The organism is Mangrovibacter plantisponsor, assembly GCF_003182475.1.
In the GTDB taxonomy this organism is placed as follows: Bacteria; Pseudomonadota; Gammaproteobacteria; order Enterobacterales; family Enterobacteriaceae; genus Mangrovibacter; species Mangrovibacter plantisponsor.
Genome location: NZ_QGTS01000007.1, coordinates 57,497 through 75,598 on the forward strand (window position 1 = coordinate 57,497; position 18,102 = coordinate 75,598).

Here is an 18,102-nt window from a genome sequence, read left to right on the forward strand (position 1 = left end):
TTGCTTAGACATTTCCAGAGGTAACAACTGTTTGCTGCTATAGCAGTAAACATTAATGCCAGGTTGCACCATCAGGGTTCCCAACCAGCACCACAAAGGTGCATTGGTATCTTTTTGCCTCTATTTGGTGCGTGGTGTATCGCAAAAAATACATCCGCATTACGCAATTTGTTTACATTCGCCTGGATTGAATGTTAATAAATTGAATGTATTTCCATACTAATTTTAACAACACAACTACAAACTCACGACAATGGCCCGGGTGATTACACCACGGGCTGCAATAAAGGAGTTGGATATGCAATTAGCAAAACTGGCCACAGCACTGTTAGCCGCGGGTATTTGCGTTGGTGTGGCGCATGCAGCAGATGCACCTCAGACCACACTGGACAAAATCAAAAGTAGCGGTGTGGTTGTGGTTGGTCATCGTGAATCTTCCGTACCATTCTCCTACTACAACAACGAACAGAAAGTGGTGGGTTACTCACAGGATTTTTCTAACGCCATTGTTGATGCCATCAAAACTAAGCTCAACATGCCTAACCTGACTGTGAAACTGATTCCTATCACTTCTCAAAACCGTATTCCATTGCTGCAAAATGGTACCTTCGATTTTGAATGTGGCTCCACCACAAACAACCTTGAACGCCAGAAGCAAGTGGCATTCTCCGACACTATTTTTGTTATCGGCACTCGTTTACTGGTTAAAAAAGGCAGCCCAATCAAAGATTTTGATGATCTGAAAGGGAAGAATGTCGTTGTTACTTCCGGTACAACCTCAGAAGTGCTGTTGCATAAACTGAACGACGAGAAACACCTTGGTATGCGTATCATCAGCGCTAAAGACCATGGCGACTCTTTCCGTACTCTGGAAAGCGGCCGTGCCGTTGCCTTTATGATGGATGATGCGTTACTGGCAGGCGAACGCGCTAAAGCCAAAAAACCGGGTGACTGGGTGATTGTAGGGACACCGCAGTCCAAAGAAGCTTATGGCTGTATGCTGCGCAAAAACGACCCAGAGTTTAAAAAGCTGATGGATGACACCATCGCCAAAGCTGAAACTTCAGGCGAAGCAACCAAATGGTTTGATAAGTGGTTCAAAAACCCGATTCCGCCGAAAAACCTCAACATGAATTTTGAACTGTCTGACGATATGAAAGCGTTGTTCAAAGCCCCTAATGACAAAGCGATTAACTAATTACAAAACAAAGGGGCAGGTTACCTGCCCTTGCGATTGACCACAGGGACCCGGACAGACTATACGCCGGATGGTCGTTCCCCATCGGGCGCGAAAAGAGGTCTCTCATCAATCTTGGGGGGTAGCACTGCTACCCTCATTTTTTTCGGAGTTGAAATATGTCTATAAACTGGGACTGGGGAATCTTTTTTCAGCCTGCCCCTTTCGGGAACACCACCTATCTGGGCTGGTTATGGAGTGGTTTTCAGGTCACTATCGCGTTATCAGTTTGCGCCTGGATAATCGCTTTTCTCGTCGGTTCATTCTTCGGGATTTTACGTACCGTACCACACCGTGGCATTTCAGCCATTGGTACCTGTTATGTTGAGTTATTCCGTAATGTGCCGCTTATCGTGCAATTTTTTACCTGGTACCTGGTCGTACCGGAATTGCTGCCGGAAAACATCGGCATGTGGTTTAAAGCCGAGCTGGATCCGAATATTCAGTTCTTCGTTTCGTCTATGCTGTGTCTGGGCTTGTTTACTGCCGCGCGTGTCTGCGAGCAAGTCAGAGCGGCAATTCAGTCTTTACCACGCGGGCAAAAAAACGCCGGGCTGGCCATGGGTCTTACCCTGCCACAAACCTACCGTTATGTCCTGCTACCCAATGCTTACCGCGTTATTGTTCCACCGATGACATCAGAAATGATGAACCTGGTTAAAAACTCAGCTATCGCATCCACCATTGGTTTGATGGATATGGCGGCACAGGCAGGAAAACTGCTGGATTATTCCGCACATGCATGGGAATCCTTCACTGCCATCACGCTGGCCTATGTGCTCATCAATGCCGTCATTATGCTGGTGATGAACATTGTGGAACGCAAAGTGCGTTTACCAGGTAATATGGGGAGCAAATAATGTACGAATTTGACTGGAGTTCTATTCCGCCTTCCCTGCCTTTTTTAGCAGATGGCATGATCCTGACTTTCAAAATCACCCTGACGGCGATTATTGTCGGGATTGTGTGGGGGACTATGCTGGCAGTAATGCGCCTGTCCTCTTTTAAGCCCGTCGCCTGGTTTGCCAAAACCTATGTCAACGTGTTCCGCTCAATTCCGCTGGTCATGGTGTTACTGTGGTTTTACCTGATTGTGCCCGGCTTCCTGCAGCAGGTATTGGGCTTATCACCCAAAACTGATATCCGGCTGGTCTCAGCATTAGTCGCATTCTCCATGTTTGAGGCTGCCTACTACTCGGAAATTATCCGTGCCGGGATTCAGAGCATTTCCCGCGGGCAATCCAGTGCATCACTGGCGCTGGGAATGACCCAATGGCAGACCATGCAATTAGTTATTCTGCCCCAGGCATTCCGCGCCATGGTGCCCTTGCTACTGACCCAAGGCATTGTCCTGTTCCAGGATACATCGCTGGTGTATGTGCTTAGTCTGTCTGATTTTTTCCGCACCGCATCCACTATTGGAGAACGTGACGGCACCCAGGTTGAAATGGTGCTGTTTGCCGGTGCGGTCTATTTTGTAATAAGTCTCAGTGCCTCCTTGTTGGTCGGCTGGTTGAAGAAAAGGACTGTGTGATGATCTCCCTGAAAAATATTTCTAAATGGTACGGCCACTTTCAGGTACTGACCGATTGTTCGACTGAAGTGCAAAAAGGTGAAGTTGTGGTGGTCTGCGGCCCGTCGGGTTCCGGCAAATCCACCCTGATTAAAACCGTGAATGGCCTGGAGCCTGTTCAGCAAGGTGAAATCATTGTCAATGGCACCAAAGTGAATGACAAAAAAACCAACCTGGCACAGTTACGCTCCCATGTGGGCATGGTATTCCAGCACTTTGAATTATTTCCGCACCTGTCGATTATCGATAACCTGACACTGGCACAGGTGAAAGTACTCAAGCGCGACAAAGCTTCCGCACGGGAAAAAGGCCTGAAACTGTTAGATCGTGTTGGCCTGTCTGCTCACGCCAACAAATACCCGGCACAATTGTCTGGCGGCCAGCAGCAACGTGTGGCTATCGCCCGTGCATTGTGTATGGATCCTGTCGCCATGCTGTTCGACGAACCTACGTCCGCACTGGATCCAGAAATGATCAACGAAGTGCTGGATGTGATGGTTGAGCTGGCAAAAGAAGGCATGACAATGATGGTGGTGACTCACGAAATGGGTTTTGCCCGTAAAGTGGCAACCCGGGTTATCTTTATGGATGAAGGGAAAATTGTTGAAGACTCGCCCAAAGAAGCGTTCTTTGCCAACCCGCAATCCGATCGTGCCAAAGACTTCCTGGCTAAAATCATTCACTAATTTGTAAAAATATCGCGCAGTACAGACTCAGGCTGAAAGGTTACCCTTTCAGCCTCAGATTGATGAAAAAGAAGGAAAAAGCGTGGTTTTTCCTTCTTTTTAGTTAGCGGGCGAAAATCAATGAATTGATTTTCCTGTTTTTTTATTGGGTCACATCCTCTGGCACTGTGCAGGCATGAGGTTTGTCATCAGCCTCAGGGATTAAATGGCTGGCGATGAAACTGGTTATGCCCGCATTTCGGGCAACGGGGCAATATATCCGGGGTATACACCGCCAGGTGATAATGGCAATGTTCGCACACCAGGTTGCCAAGCCCTACGACCTCGCCACTGTGGTAAACACCATGGCGGGTTAAATCCTCAAAGACTTCATGCCACTCCAGTTGCGTTTTATCAGTGATATCTGCAAGTTCCTGCCACAAACTCTCCTTAATCACACGCATAAAAACACTGTCGCTGACTTCCTGCTGGCTTTCCTGGTAACTGAGCGCGAACTCTTCTAAATCACGGCGTACCGCACGCACCAGTTCATCCATTTCCGTACGAGTGAGCTCTCCCGTTTCGCTCATATGACGCCGGGCACTCGCTACCAGCGCGTCAATATCGCGCTCCCCATTACGTAATCGCTCACTCAAGGACGAAACAAGTTCACGGTAGTATTGCGCAACTTTACTCATGGCGCTGGCCTCCTGGACTTAACGTCTTCTAATAATAGACGTTATTCTGCCAGGCCTGTGTTAGCCGCCCCACAACCGCACCAAATAATTCTCACAGGCGATGGGGCAGGAAATCATTCTTACGGGCATGGAAGTGCTGTTGTGCCGCGCCCTAATCGGCTATGCTATGCCGATCTGAAAAAAACACACACAGGCTACATTTGTAGCTTTCTATAGCACAGGACCACTCGCAGCCATGCAAGAGCAATACCGCCCGGAAGAGATAGAATCTAACGTTCAGCTTCACTGGCAAGAGAAGCGTACATTTGAAGTAACTGAAGACGAGAGCAAAGAGAAGTATTACTGCCTGTCGATGCTTCCTTATCCTTCTGGTCGACTACACATGGGTCACGTGCGCAACTACACCATTGGTGATGTGGTTGCCCGTTATCAGCGCATGCTGGGTAAAAACGTCCTGCAGCCAATTGGCTGGGATGCATTTGGTCTGCCCGCTGAAGGTGCTGCGGTCAAAAACAACACAGCGCCGGCACCCTGGACTTACGACAACATCGAATACATGAAAAACCAGCTTAAAATGCTGGGTTTTGGTTATGACTGGAGCCGTGAACTGGCAACCTGCAAACCGGAATATTACCGTTGGGAACAGCAATTCTTCACCCAGCTGTATAAAAAAGGTCTGGTTTACAAAAAAACCTCTGCGGTTAACTGGTGCCCGAACGACCAGACCGTGCTGGCTAACGAACAAGTTATTGATGGTTGTTGCTGGCGTTGTGATACCAAAGTTGAGCGTAAAGAAATCCCGCAGTGGTTTATTAAAATCACTGACTACGCCGAAGAGTTGCTTAACGACCTGGATAAGCTGGATCACTGGCCAGATACCGTTAAAACCATGCAACGTAACTGGATTGGGCGTTCCGAAGGTGTGGAAATTACCTTTGACGTTGAAAACAGCGACCAGAAGCTAACCGTCTACACCACCCGTCCGGATACCTTTATGGGTGTCACTTATCTTGCTGTAGCCGCAGGCCACCCGCTGGCGCAACAGGCTGCACAAGGTAACGCAGAAATTACTGCCTTTATTGATGAATGCCGCAATACCAAAGTAGCCGAAGCCGATATGGCGACCATGGAGAAAAAAGGCATCGCAACAGGCATTAACGCCATCCATCCACTGACTGGCGAAGCGGTTCCGGTATGGGTTGCTAACTTTGTCCTGATGGAATACGGCACTGGCGCAGTAATGGCTGTTCCGGGGCACGATCAGCGTGACTGGGAATTCGCCAGCAAATACCAACTGGCAATCAAACCAGTCATTCTGGATGCCGAAGGCAACGCGCCTGACCTGAGCCATGCAGCGCACACCGAAAAAGGCGTGCTGTTTAACTCTGGTGAGTTTGATGGTCTGGACTTCCCGGCCGCCTTTAACGCCATCGCCGACAGCCTGGCTGCAAAAGGGGTTGGTGAGCGTAAAGTTAACTACCGCCTGCGTGACTGGGGGGTTTCCCGTCAACGTTACTGGGGGGCGCCAATTCCGATGGTGACACTGGAAGACGGCACCGTGATTCCTACTCCGGAAGACCAGTTGCCGGTTATCCTGCCAGAAAACGTGGTAATGGATGGTATCACCAGCCCAATTAAAGCCGACCCTGAGTGGGCGAAAACAACGGTTAACGGCCAGCCTGCACTGCGTGAAACCGATACCTTTGATACCTTTATGGAATCCTCATGGTATTACGCTCGCTACACCTGTGCGCAATACGACAAAGGCATGCTGGACGAAAAAGCAGCAAATTACTGGCTGCCGGTTGACCTGTATGTAGGCGGTATTGAGCACGCCATCATGCACCTGCTCTACTTCCGCTTCTTCCACAAACTGTTGCGCGATGCAGGTATGGTGACCTCCAACGAACCAGCCAAACAGTTGCTGTGCCAGGGTATGGTGCTGGCAGATGCCTTCTACTACACAGGTGTAAATGGCGAGCGTAACTGGGTTTCTCCGGTTGATGCCATTACTGAACGTGATGAAAAAGGCCGTATTGTTAAAGCGACCGACGGCGCAGGCCATGAACTGGTTTACGCGGGCATGAGTAAAATGTCCAAGTCCAAAAATAACGGTATCGACCCGCAAGTCATGGTTGAACGTTATGGTGCTGACACCGTGCGTCTGTTCATGATGTTTGCTTCCCCGGCAGAAATGACGCTGGAATGGCAGGAATCTGGTGTAGAAGGGGCCAACCGCTTCCTGAAACGTGTCTGGAAACTGGTGTTTGAGCATACAGAAAAAGGAGCAGTCACTGCTCTGGATGAAGCTGCACTGTCAGAAGACCAGAAAGTACTGCGCCGCGAACTGCACAAAACCATTGCGAAAGTGACCGATGATATTGGCCGCCGTCAAACCTTTAATACCGCGATTGCGGCCATTATGGAACTGATGAACCGCCTGACCCGTGCTGCACAGGAAACTGAGCAGGACCGTGCACTGATGCAGGAAGCTCTGACTGCAGTAGTACGCATGCTGTATCCGTTTACTCCGCATATCTGCTTCAACATGTGGCAGGCTCTGGGTTGTGAAGGTGATATCGATAACGCGGCATGGCCGGTTGCTGACGAACAAGCCATGGTTGAAGACACCCGCCTGGTTGTGGTTCAGGTCAATGGCAAAGTCCGCGGCAAAATCACCGTTCCGGCAGATGCCGACCAGGAACAGGTTCAGGCCCGGGCGGCACAGGAACACCTGGTCGCCAAATACCTTGAAGGGGTAACCATTCGCAAGGTTATCTACGTGCCGGGTAAATTGCTCAACCTGGTTGTTGGTTAAACGCAGGAGGACGCGTGAGATATTTGCTCACTTTAATCTTAAGTATGGCGGTGCTGGTCACCGCCGGGTGTGGCTGGCACCTGCGGGGTACTTCCGCGGTGCCAGGCAGCATGCAGACGTTGATTCTCAATTCGGGTGACCCGAATGGCCCGCTGAGCCGTGCGGTACGCAACCAGTTACGTCTTAATAACGTAACGATTGTAGAAGCCTCTTCTGTTCGCCAGGATATTCCGTCCTTGCGCCTGAATGGCGCGGCAATACATAAAGACACCGCGTCTATTTTTCAGAATGGGCAAACTGCGGAATACCAGATGGTAATGACGGTGAGTGCAACTGTGTTGATCCCGGGGCATGATATTTACCCAATTTCAACCAAGGTCTATCGCTCATTCTTTGATAACCCGCTCACCGCACTGGCAAAAAGTGCTGAGCAGGATCTTATCGTGAAAGAAATGTACGACAAGGCAGCGGAACAACTGGTGCGCAAACTGATGTCGGTGCAGACAATGGACCAGCAGAGAAGCAGTGAAAATAGCGACACCACTGCAACGCAACCCTCTGCGGCAACGTCTCCCCGCCAGTCGGCCACGCTGACACCCGCTACTGCACAATAATGGTTAAGTTGTATCCGGAACAACTCAGTACGCAGCTCAATGACGGGCTGCGTACTGTTTGGTTATTAGTGGGCAACGATCCTCTGTTGTTGCAGGAAAGCCAGCAATCCATTCTGAACACGGCCAAAACTCAGGGCTTCGATGAGCACTACAGTGTGCAAATCGATGCTTCTACAGACTGGCCTGACTTGTTCACACGCTGCCAGTCTATGAGCCTGTTTTCCAGCCGCCAGTCTCTGGTGTTACAGTTACCGGAGAATGGCCCAAATGCAGCTATCAATGCTCAACTGGAAACACTGGCTAGCCTGTTACATGAAGATTTATTACTGATAATTCGTGGTAATAAACTCACCAAAGCGCAGGAAAATGCGGCCTGGTTTGCGGCAGTCAGTGCGCAGGCGGCGCAAGTCACCTGCCAGACTCCCGAACAGGCGCAACTCCCCCGCTGGCTTGCAGCCCGCGCCAAACAGATGAAGCTCTCGCTCGATGACGCGGCCAGTCAGTTACTCTGCTATTGTTATGAAGGTAACTTACTGGCTCTGGCACAGGCGCTTGACCGTTTAGCTCTACTCTGGCCGGACGGCAAACTAACGCTGCCCCGTGTTGAACAGGCCGTGAATGATGCCGCACACTTTACGCCCTGGCACTGGGTTGATGCATTGCTGGCAGGTAAAAGCAAACGCGCATTACATATCCTGAACCAGCTTCAGCGAGAAGGTGATGAACCGGTTATTCTGGTGCGAACTATTCAGCGCGAATTGTTGTTGATGGTCAACCTGAAGCGCCAGTCATCCCAGGTACCACTGCGTTCTTTGTTCGACCAGCATCGGGTTTGGCAAAACCGCAGGGGCCTGCTGACTGAGGCTCTGAACCGTTTACAACCTGAACAGCTGTTTCAGGCTGTAAAGTTATTAAGCCAGACTGAGCTGACGCTTAAACAGGATTTTGGTCAGGATATTTGGCCGTCACTTGCGGCTTTGTCACTGTTACTCTGCCACGGCGCATTACCCGATACCTTTATTCATGGCTGATTCTTTATCTGAACTGATAGCACTCTATGGCGGCACTTTCGACCCGGTTCATTACGGGCACATCAAGTCCGTCATTGCCATGGCAAAAGCGGCACAACTTAAGCAGGTTATCGTTCTGCCCAACAATGTGCCGCCACACCGCCCCCAACCCGATGCCAGCAGTGAACAGCGCAAAGCCATGGTGCAACTGGCGGTAGCAGGTAACCCACTGTTTACTGTGGATTGCCGTGAGCTGGAGCGGGACACCCCTTCCTGGACTGTCGCCACACTGGAAACCTTTCGCCATGAATACGGCCCGGAACAACCTCTGGCTTTTATTATTGGCCAGGATTCCCTGTTAACACTCCACAAGTGGTACCAGCACGAAAAAATTCTGTCGTTATGCCACTTGTTGGTTTGCCGCCGCCCTGGATACCCATTAACCCTGCCGGAACCAGGACGCCAGCAGTGGCTGGAAGATAACCTGGTAACAGAGGCCAGCCTGCTTCACCAGTCACCCTGTGGCTCAATTTTCCTTGCCGATACCCCTGAGTATGCAATTTCAGCAACAGAAATTCGTACACGCCTTGCCAACAACAGCCCCTGTAATGATCTGCTGCCAGACAGCGTGCTGGACTACATCCGCCGCGAGCATTTATACCAAAGCTGACATCACCTGATGCAGCGCATCCAGCAAAGACTGGTTCGCTGCACGTGACTTCACTGCAACACGATAGTAACGCGCATCGAGCCCCGGGTAGTTAGCGCAAGAACGAATTAAAATACCAGCCTGCTCCAACAGCGCCCACTGTAAATCCAGTGCCGGAACATCGCAGCGGAAAAACAGATAGTTTGCCTGCGGCTGCCATGCCTGAATGCCTGGTACTTTACTCAGCACCTGATACAACCACTGATTTTCTGTACGCACCCACTGCCATGTTTGCTGTTGGTACGCTGTTTCCTGCAACACCTGCTCACCAGCAATAGCCGCCAGGGTATTAATACTCCAGGGGGCACGCTTTGCTCGCAGGGCCGCCATAGACTCCGCGTGGCTACTCAGTGCATAGCCCAGTCGCAACCCGGGAATAGCATAAAACTTCGTCATCGAGCGCAATACCCACACCCACGGCATCTTCCCCAGTACAGGAATAAAACCCGGGTGTTGTGGGGAAAAATCGAGGAAGGCTTCATCAACAATTAACCAAATATGGTTGTCCTCACACCGCCGGGCAATGCGCTCCAGCAAAGACCAGTCAGGCAGTAACCCGGTCGGGTTATTTGGGGTGCATAAGAAGACACAATCCAGTTCAGGTGTTAACGCACCAAGAATTCCGTCATCAAGCTGCCAGCCATTGTTTTCCTGCAACCACCAGGTATGCACCTGGCACCCAACCAGAGCCAGTGCACGTTGATACTCAGCAAACCCAGGAGATACCACTAAAGCCTGTTTTGGATCCAGCGTTTTCACCAGGTCAAAAATCAACTCAGTTTCCCCGTTACCAGCCTGTATCCAGTCTGGTGGTACTGAGTGATAAGCTGCCAGCGCCTGGTGTAATGATTGATAGTCGACATCCGGATACTGCTCCAGTTTGCCCAGCGACTCCGCCAGGCGCTGGCGCACACCCAACGGCATCCCCAGCGGGTTAATGTTGGCGCTAAAATCCAAAAGGGTATCCTCATCAACGCCCAAATGCTGGGCAACCTCGCGTCGATTTCCGCCATGCTGACTGGTGAAACGGGACATAATTTTTCCTTTTATTGAAAGCGTTATCATAGCGGAAACTTGCGTGCTATTAGATAATGCGAACTGGAAAGCAATCATTGCAGGAGAGGAACATGCGTTTATGGCTGGTACGGCACGGGCAAACTGAAGCAAATACCCGGCAGCTTTTCTGCGGTAAAAGTGAATCGCCACTAACGCCGACCGGTATTGGGCAGGCATGTGTGGTTGCCAACCTGCTTCGCAATGTGCCTTTCGACCATGTGCTAATGAGTGAACGAGAACGCGCACGGCACACAGCACAACTGATCCTGCAACCGCATCACCCACAACCACGTACCAGTGCCCTGTTGAACGAAATGGATTTTGGCGCCTGGGAAATGCAACACCATAGTACGCTGATTGAACAGGATAAGCAGTATCAGGCCTGGTGTGCCGACTGGCAACATGTCACCCCACCGGAAGGGGAAAGTTTTGCCCGTTTTACAGAGCGCGTTGCGAAACTTGCCGGGGCGGCACGGTCGTTACAGGCAGATAACCTGCTGTTAGTCAGCCACCAGGGCGTGATAAGCCAGTTACTGGCGCAACTGCTGAATATGCCGCCAGCAGCCATGTGGCACTTTGCTATTGAGCAAGGCGCGTGGAGCCGTATTGACCTGAAAGGCGATTATGCAACCCTGCGTTATCTCAATAACCATGGAAACAGTACGCATAATGATTAACCAACCCGCCGTACCACGGCTTATGGGTCAATTCTGGCATTGACACCCCTTGTCAGCCTGTTATTCTCCGCAGCCAGAATTGCCTGCGCCGCCATTTCTAAATTGTTTTACAAAAATGGCGATGCATTCCAGCCCGGCCAGTGGGAAGATAGCTCGCCTGGCGTAATGCTGCTGGCCGGCCAGGTCTGAGCCATCAGCGTGGTATCATGCAGGCACCATCACACATTGTTAATCCACCAGGGGGAACACTTGCAGGGTAAAGCACTCCAGGACTTTATTGTCGACAAAATTGATGATCTGAAAGGTCAGGACATTATTGCCATTGATGTCAAAGGCAAATCCAGTATCACTGACTGCATGATTATTTGCACCGGTACATCCAGCCGCCATGTCATCTCCATTGCCGATCATGTTGTTCAGGCTTCACGTCAGGCTGGGCTGCAGCCACTGGGTGTGGAAGGTGAAAACGGTGCTGATTGGGTGGTTGTTGACTTGGGCGATGTGATTGTGCACGTTATGCAGGAAGAAAGCCGTCACCTGTATGAACTGGAAAAACTCTGGAGTTAAGTGTGAAGCTTCAGTTAGTTGCCGTCGGGACCAAAATGCCCGACTGGGTACAGACCGGTTTCAGTGAATACCTGCGTCGTTTCCCTAAAGATATGCCTTTCGAGCTGGTTGAAGTACCGGCAGGCAAACGCGGGAAAAATGCAGATATAAAACGTATTCTCGACAAAGAAGGCGAAGCCATGCTCGCCGTTGCCGGGAAAGGTAACCGAATCGTCACTCTGGATATTCCAGGTAAACCCTGGGATACGCCGCAACTGGCTGAACAACTTGAACGCTGGAAGCAGGATGGCCGCGATGTCAGCTTATTAATTGGCGGCCCCGAAGGTCTTTCTCCTGCATGTAAAGCAGCAGCAGAGCAAAGTTGGTCTCTTTCCACTCTGACACTGCCGCACCCACTGGTGCGCGTTTTAGTCGCGGAAAGTTTATACAGGGCGTGGAGTATCACCACGAATCATCCCTATCATCGTGAGTAATGCACCAGGTAGATTAAGCAGCGGATGAAATTACAGGATTCTTTTCGCGATTATACGGCTGAGTCCGCGCTTTTTGTGCGCAGGGCATTAGTGGCCTTTACCGGTATTCTGGCGCTGACTGGGGTACTGGTAGCCAACCTCTATAATCTGCAAATCGTCCGGCATGATGACTACCAAACCCGCTCGAACGAAAACCGTATCAAGCTGGTTCCCATCGCGCCGACACGCGGCATCATCTACGACAGGAACGGTACGCCACTGGCGCTTAACCGCACCATTTACCAGTTAGAAATGATGCCCGAAAAAGTAGACAGCGTGCAGGGTACGCTGGATGCGTTACGCCCGGTGGTTAACCTGACAGACGATGATATCGCCAATTTCAAGAAAGAACGCTCCCGTTCTCACCGTTTCACTTCCATTCCAGTCAAAGTTAACCTGAACGAAGAACAGGTGGCCCGTTTTGCCGTTAACCAGTACCGTTTCCCGGGTGTGGAAGTCAAAGGCTACAAACGCCGCTATTATCCCTACGGTTCAGCCCTGACTCATGTCATCGGTTATGTTTCCAAAATCAACGACCGTGATGTTGACCGTCTGGATAAAGAAGGGAAACTGGCTAACTATGCCGCAACCCATGATATCGGCAAATTGGGGATTGAACGCTATTATGAAGACCTGCTCCATGGTCAGACCGGCTATGAAGAAGTCGAGGTCAATAACCGTGGGCGCGTCATTCGCCAGTTAAAAGAAGTACCGCCTCAGGCCGGTCATGATATTTACCTGACGCTCGACTTCCAGTTACAAAGCTACATTGAAACACTGCTGGCAGGCAGCCGGGCCGCAACTATTGTCACGGACCCACGTACAGGGGCGATTCTTGCTCTTGTGTCCATGCCCAGCTATAACCCGAACCTGTTTGTTGATGGCATTTCCTCCAAAGACTACTCTGGCCTGCTGCATGACCCGGACACTCCGTTGGTTAACCGTGCAACACAAGGGATTTACCCGCCAGCCTCCACTGTAAAACCTTATGTTGCGGTATCCGCCCTGACTGCCGGTGTGATTACCCGCAGCACCAGCCTGTTTGACCCGGGGTGGTGGCAACTGCCAGGTTCTGAGAAGCGTTACCGTGACTGGAAAAAATGGGGTCACGGGCACCTTAATGTAACCAAAGCGCTTGAAGAGTCTGCAGATACCTTCTTCTACCAGGTTGCCTACGACATGGGGATAGACCGCCTCTCTGAATGGATGGGCAAATTTGGTTACGGTCACCTGACAGGTATCGACCTGGCAGAGGAACGTTCCGGCAACATGCCTACCCGCGAATGGAAACTCAAGCGGTTCAAGAAACCCTGGTACCAGGGGGATACCATCCCGGTTGGGATTGGTCAGGGTTACTGGACAGCCACCCCCATCCAGATGAACAAAGCGCTGATGACACTGATTAACAATGGCGTCATTAAAACACCGCACTTGTTGATGGATACTGTCGTAGATGGCAAAAAAGTGCCCTGGGTCCAAAAAGAAGATGGCCACATTGGTGATATCCATTCAGGCTTCTGGGAAATTGCCAGAGATGGGATGTATGGTGTGGCAAACCGCCCTAACGGTACAGCGCACCGTTATTTCGCCGGCGCACCCTATAAAATTGCAGCAAAATCCGGGACAGCGCAGGTCTTTGGCCTGAAAGCCAATGAAACCTATAACGCCCACAAAATTTCCGAGCGCCTGCGCGACCATAAACTTATGACCGCGTTTGCGCCTTATGATAATCCGCGCGTCGCGGTTTCCATTATTCTGGAAAACGGCGGTGCAGGCCCGGCGGTTGGTACCGTCGTTCGGCAAATTCTCGATCATATTATGCTAGGCGATAACAACACCGCGTTACCAACTGACTCCCCTGCCCAACACGTCGCCGGAGAGGATCAATAACCCATGACTGACAACCCGAACAAAAAGTCCCTCTGGGATAAGATACACATCGATCCCTTGCTGATGGTCACCATTCTGGCACTGTTACTGTACAGCGCCCTGGTTGTCTGGAGCGCCAGCGGGCAAGACCCGGGCATGATGGAACGCAAAATCGCCCAGATTTGTATGGGGCTGGTTATTATGATAGTGCTGGCTCAGGTGCCCCCACGGGTCTATGAAGGTTGGGCTCCCTGGCTGTATATCATCTGTATTGTGTTACTGGTCGCCGTTGACGCCTTTGGGGCAATATCCAAAGGGGCTCAACGCTGGCTGGATCTCGGCATTGTGCGTTTTCAGCCATCAGAAATTGCCAAAATTGCGGTGCCACTGATGGTGGCCCGCTTTATTAACCGCGATGTCTGCCCGCCCACACTCAAAAACACAGCTATCGCACTGGCACTTATCTTTATGCCAACCCTGCTGGTTGCTGCTCAGCCAGACCTGGGGACATCCATCCTGATTGCTGCATCCGGTATCTTCGTACTGTTCCTTTCGGGGATGAGCTGGCGCTTAATTGGTATAGCCGTAATACTGGTGGCGGCATTTATTCCCGTTTTGTGGTTCTTCCTGATGCATGATTACCAGCGCGCCCGCGTCATGATGCTTCTCAATCCAGAGAGCGACCCACTGGGTGCCGGGTATCACATTATTCAGTCTAAAATTGCGATTGGTTCCGGCGGGTTACGAGGTAAAGGTTGGCTGCATGGTACGCAATCCCAACTGGAGTTTTTACCAGAGCGCCATACTGACTTTATTTTTGCCGTACTGGCTGAAGAACTTGGCCTGGTTGGCGTGCTGGTTCTGCTAACGCTGTATTTATTGCTGATTATGCGTGGGCTGTGGATTGCCGCACACGCGCAGACCACTTTTGGCCGCGTGATGGCCGGTGGCCTGATGCTGATTTTGTTTGTTTATGTCTTTGTTAATATTGGTATGGTTAGTGGAATTCTACCGGTGGTGGGCGTCCCCCTGCCGCTGGTAAGTTATGGTGGTTCCGCGCTTATCGTACTCATGGCGGGGTTTGGTATTGTTATGTCGATACACACCCATCGAAAACTGTTATCGAAAAACGTATAAGAGGTAAGTGATGCGCAAGCAATGGCCTGGAGTTTGTGTTGCCGCACTTTTACTGGCGGCCTGTAGTGGGGAGCAACAGCAGGCAGGTGTTGAACAAGTGCCTGCCACACCAGTATGTAATGGACCAACCGTTGAGGTATCTGGCGCCGAACCGCACTATGAAACCCCATCGGCTACAGCGAACCAAAACTACCAACGGGATGGCCGGACTTTTACCATTGTCCAGGACCCATCGCGCTTCAGTCAAAGCGGGCTTGCTGCTATTTATGATGCCGAACCAAACAGTAACCTCACGGCATCCGGGGAAGTGTTCGACCCAACGCAGCTTACTGCAGCACACCCGACACTGCCAATCCCGAGTTACGCGCGGATTACCAACCTTGCCAATGGCAGAATGTTGATTGTTAAGATCAATGATCGTGGCCCTTACGATGACGGGCGGGTTGTCGCGGTATCTCGTGCCGCTGCCGACCGCCTGAATATGTCCAATAATACCCGCGTGCGTATCGACCCGATTCTGGTCGCCCAGGATGGCACAATGTCTGGCCCGGGTATGGCGTGCATTACTGTTGCCAAACAAACTTATGCCCTGCCCGCCCGCCCGGACCTCAACTCCGGGTTAGGGAGTGCATCTTCAGCTGTTCCTGCGGCACAACCGCAAAACGGCGACGTGCAGGCTATCAGTAACAGTACTCTCCAGCCGCAGAATACCAGTACACCAGCACAAAGCGGTGGTTTTCTGGCTCCGGCAGCATCACAGGCAACCACAGACACAGGCGTTACATCTGGCAGCGCAGCTACTGCTGCCGGAGCCGCCGCCACCTCACAAATGGTGACACCACCGGATCAAACACCGGCAGCCAGCACTTCGGCCACAACCGAACAACCTGCGCCAGCACCGGTTAACCCGGCCCTTGGTCTGCACAGTGATCCTGTCACTGCGCCGGGTTCCATTCAGGGGAGTGTCGCCGGGCGTAGCGCCACGGTGGCGAGCGGGGGTTATGTTGTCCAGGTGGGCGCAGTAAGTGATGCCGGGCGTGCACAACAGTGGCAGCAAAAACTGAGCCAGCAATTTAGTGTTCCCGGTCTGGTAACGCAAAATGGCGCCATCTGGCGAGTACAACTGGGGCCATTTAGCAGCCGCAGCCAGGCAATCAGCCTGCAGCAACGCCTGCTTAACGAAGCGCAACAGCAGTCATTTATTACCGCTGCGCCTGCTCAATAAGTTCTGCTGGCACCAGCTTTGTCAGTTTGCGTAAATAACATTAACAAACTCATGCGCAAAGTCTGGTGCCAGGTAAAAAACCATTTGTTATAGTAAGTCACTTTTTCTAATTCCATCACGGATGTTGCTGTTCTGACCATGAATACCACTTTCTCCGCTAATGCTGTAAAGCGTATTGCCTTTGGGGCTGCGTTAACACTGGCCGCTACTGGGTTAGCCAGGGCTGATGACCTGAACATCAAAACGATGATTCCTGGCGTACCGCAAATCGACGCTGAGTCATACATTCTTATTGATTACAACTCAGGCAAAGTACTTGCCGAACAAAATGCTGACGAGCGCCGCGACCCGGCGAGTCTGACCAAAATGATGACCAGCTATGTTATTGGTCAGGCAATGAAAGCGGGTAAGTTCGATGAAAACGCTGTAGTGACTATCGGGAAAGATGCCTGGGCAACAGGTAACCCGGTATTCAGAGGTTCATCGCTGATGTTTCTCAAACCCGGTATGCAGGTGCCGGTTTCTCAGCTGATTCGCGGGATTAATCTGCAGTCCGGGAACGACGCCTGCGTGGCGATGGCGGATTTCGTTGCGGGTAGTCAGGATGCCTTCGTTGGCCTGATGAACAGCTACGTAAATGCACTGGGTATGAAAAACACCCATTTCCAGACAGTCCATGGTCTGGATGCCGATGGTCAGTACAGCTCAGCACGTGATATGGCGTTACTGGGCCAGGCGCTGATTCGTGATGTTCCAAACGAATACTCCGTCTATAAAGAAAAAGAATTCACCTTTAATGGCATTCGCCAGATGAACCGTAATGGTTTGCTGTGGGATAAAAGCCTGAACGTGGATGGCATCAAAACCGGCCATACTGACAAAGCAGGTTATAACCTGGTTGCTTCAGCCACTGATGGCAATATGCGTCTTATCTCCGCAGTTATGGGCGGGCGGACATTCAAAGGCCGCGAAGTGGAAAGCAAAAAACTGCTAACCTGGGGCTTCCGTTTCTTTGAATCCGTTAACCCGATTAAAGCAGGTAAAGAATTCGCTTCTGAACCCGTATGGTTTGGTGACAGCGACCGCGCATCACTGGGTGTGGATAAAGACGTTTGGCTGACCATTCCTCGTGGTCGGATGAAAGATCTGAAAGCCAGTTATGTGCTGAACAACACGGAATTACATGCGCCACTGCAAAAAAATCAGGTAGTGGGTACCATTAACTTCCAGTTAGACGGTAAAACAATTGATCAGCGCCCACTGGTTGTCCTGAATGAAATTCAGGAAGGCAACTTCTTTGGCCGGATGATTGATTACATCAAACTGATGTTCCACCACTGGTTTGGTTAAAAACCGCACACTTGAAAGTGTGACGGCTGCCCCCATATACTATGTAACACTGGAACTCCCGCTCAGGCGGGAGTTCGTTTTTTATTTTTGCTGGAGCTGACATGAAAACCAAACTGAATGAACTCCTTGAGTTCCCCTGCCCCTTTACCTACAAAGTAATGGGTCTGGCTCAACCTGAACTGGTGGACAGGGTTGTTGAGGTTGTACAGCGTCATGCGCCTGGTGACTACACACCTCAAATCAAACCCAGCAGTAAAGGTAACTACCATTCCGTATCCATCACTATTACGGCAACCCATGTTGAACAGGTAGAAACGCTTTACGAAGAACTGGGCAAAATTGAAATTGTCCGTATGGTTCTGTAACCGACACGTTGTTCCCCGCC

General features: G+C 51.1%; 18 protein-coding genes. 16 read left to right on the top strand and 2 right to left on the bottom strand.

What is annotated here, in order from left to right; genetic code table 11:
- Window positions 1-298: 298 nt before the first annotated feature.
- The 4 genes from DES37_RS12460 to DES37_RS12475 all read left to right on the top strand — a co-directional run bounded on the left by DES37_RS12460 (window position 299) and on the right by DES37_RS12475 (window position 3,496).
- The gene (locus DES37_RS12460; RefSeq protein WP_110025988.1) at window positions 299-1,198 is read left to right on the top strand and encodes a glutamate/aspartate ABC transporter substrate-binding protein; all 900 of its coding nucleotides are present in this window, start codon (window positions 299-301) and stop codon (window positions 1,196-1,198) included.
- A gap of 158 nt (window positions 1,199-1,356) precedes the next feature.
- Window positions 1,357-2,097 carry an amino acid ABC transporter permease gene (locus tag DES37_RS12465; RefSeq protein ID WP_036109470.1) on the top strand — a complete coding sequence of 247 codons (741 nt, stop codon included), beginning with the start codon at window positions 1,357-1,359 and terminating at the stop codon, window positions 2,095-2,097.
- Window positions 2,097-2,771 carry a glutamate/aspartate ABC transporter permease GltK gene (gene gltK, locus DES37_RS12470; protein WP_036109473.1) on the top strand — a complete coding sequence of 225 codons (675 nt, stop codon included), beginning with the start codon at window positions 2,097-2,099 and terminating at the stop codon, window positions 2,769-2,771. The genes DES37_RS12465 and gltK overlap by 1 nt, the downstream gene beginning before the upstream one ends.
- On the top strand, window positions 2,771-3,496 hold the full coding sequence (locus tag DES37_RS12475; protein WP_036109476.1) for an amino acid ABC transporter ATP-binding protein: 726 nt from the start codon (window positions 2,771-2,773) through the stop codon (window positions 3,494-3,496). Before gltK ends, DES37_RS12475 begins: the two co-directional genes overlap by 1 nt.
- A gap of 194 nt (window positions 3,497-3,690) precedes the next feature.
- On the opposite strand, the gene DES37_RS12480 is transcribed toward DES37_RS12475, so the two are convergent.
- Window positions 3,691-4,173 (bottom strand): zinc ribbon-containing protein, encoded by a 483-nt coding sequence (locus DES37_RS12480; RefSeq protein ID WP_110025989.1) that lies wholly within the window; start codon window positions 4,171-4,173, stop codon window positions 3,691-3,693.
- A 235-nt stretch (window positions 4,174-4,408) separates the two neighbouring features.
- Between DES37_RS12480 and leuS the strand changes: the two genes are divergently transcribed.
- Genes leuS through nadD form a run of 4 tightly spaced genes read left to right on the top strand, consistent with a single transcriptional unit; the run spans window position 4,409 to window position 9,285 of the window.
- The gene (gene leuS / locus DES37_RS12485) at window positions 4,409-6,991 is read left to right on the top strand and encodes a leucine--tRNA ligase (RefSeq protein ID WP_110025990.1); all 2,583 of its coding nucleotides are present in this window, start codon (window positions 4,409-4,411) and stop codon (window positions 6,989-6,991) included.
- Between the two features lie 14 nt (window positions 6,992-7,005).
- The gene (lptE, locus tag DES37_RS12490) at window positions 7,006-7,605 is read left to right on the top strand and encodes an LPS assembly lipoprotein LptE (protein WP_110025991.1); all 600 of its coding nucleotides are present in this window, start codon (window positions 7,006-7,008) and stop codon (window positions 7,603-7,605) included.
- Window positions 7,605-8,636: a DNA polymerase III subunit delta gene (holA, locus tag DES37_RS12495; RefSeq protein ID WP_110025992.1), complete on the top strand. Its 1,032-nt coding sequence runs from the start codon at window positions 7,605-7,607 to the stop codon at window positions 8,634-8,636. The genes lptE and holA overlap by 1 nt, the downstream gene beginning before the upstream one ends.
- A complete protein-coding gene (gene nadD, locus DES37_RS12500; protein ID WP_110025993.1) occupies window positions 8,629-9,285 on the top strand; it encodes a nicotinate-nucleotide adenylyltransferase in 657 nt (218 codons plus the stop codon). Before holA ends, nadD begins: the two co-directional genes overlap by 8 nt.
- Here nadD and cobD read toward each other — a convergent pair.
- On the bottom strand, window positions 9,271-10,359 hold the full coding sequence (gene cobD, locus DES37_RS12505; RefSeq protein ID WP_110025994.1) for a threonine-phosphate decarboxylase CobD: 1,089 nt from the start codon (window positions 10,357-10,359) through the stop codon (window positions 9,271-9,273). The two genes, nadD and cobD, sit on opposite strands and share 15 nt — an antisense overlap.
- 92 nt (window positions 10,360-10,451) lie before the next feature.
- Between cobD and DES37_RS12510 the strand changes: the two genes are divergently transcribed.
- From DES37_RS12510 to ybeD, 8 genes are all read left to right on the top strand, one after another.
- Window positions 10,452-11,057 (top strand): adenosylcobalamin/alpha-ribazole phosphatase, encoded by a 606-nt coding sequence (locus DES37_RS12510; protein ID WP_110025995.1) that lies wholly within the window; start codon window positions 10,452-10,454, stop codon window positions 11,055-11,057.
- Between the two features lie 249 nt (window positions 11,058-11,306).
- Window positions 11,307-11,624 (top strand): ribosome silencing factor, encoded by a 318-nt coding sequence (gene rsfS / locus DES37_RS12515; RefSeq protein ID WP_036109500.1) that lies wholly within the window; start codon window positions 11,307-11,309, stop codon window positions 11,622-11,624.
- A gap of 2 nt (window positions 11,625-11,626) precedes the next feature.
- The gene (gene rlmH, locus DES37_RS12520) at window positions 11,627-12,097 is read left to right on the top strand and encodes a 23S rRNA (pseudouridine(1915)-N(3))-methyltransferase RlmH (RefSeq protein ID WP_064599627.1); all 471 of its coding nucleotides are present in this window, start codon (window positions 11,627-11,629) and stop codon (window positions 12,095-12,097) included.
- A 24-nt stretch (window positions 12,098-12,121) separates the two neighbouring features.
- The gene (gene mrdA / locus DES37_RS12525; RefSeq protein WP_036109504.1) at window positions 12,122-14,026 is read left to right on the top strand and encodes a peptidoglycan DD-transpeptidase MrdA; all 1,905 of its coding nucleotides are present in this window, start codon (window positions 12,122-12,124) and stop codon (window positions 14,024-14,026) included.
- 3 nt (window positions 14,027-14,029) lie between these two features.
- Entirely contained in the window at window positions 14,030-15,142 is a 1,113-nt protein-coding gene (gene mrdB, locus DES37_RS12530) for a peptidoglycan glycosyltransferase MrdB (protein WP_036109534.1), read from the top strand.
- A gap of 10 nt (window positions 15,143-15,152) precedes the next feature.
- Window positions 15,153-16,367, top strand: a complete 1,215-nt coding sequence (gene rlpA, locus DES37_RS12535; RefSeq protein WP_110025996.1) for an endolytic peptidoglycan transglycosylase RlpA — start codon at window positions 15,153-15,155, stop codon at window positions 16,365-16,367.
- A 138-nt stretch (window positions 16,368-16,505) separates the two neighbouring features.
- Entirely contained in the window at window positions 16,506-17,717 is a 1,212-nt protein-coding gene (dacA, locus tag DES37_RS12540) for a D-alanyl-D-alanine carboxypeptidase DacA (RefSeq protein ID WP_110025997.1), read from the top strand.
- Window positions 17,718-17,818: 101 nt separating this feature from the next.
- On the top strand, window positions 17,819-18,082 hold the full coding sequence (ybeD, locus tag DES37_RS12545) for a DUF493 family protein YbeD (RefSeq protein WP_036109542.1): 264 nt from the start codon (window positions 17,819-17,821) through the stop codon (window positions 18,080-18,082).
- Window positions 18,083-18,102 lie beyond the last annotated feature (20 nt).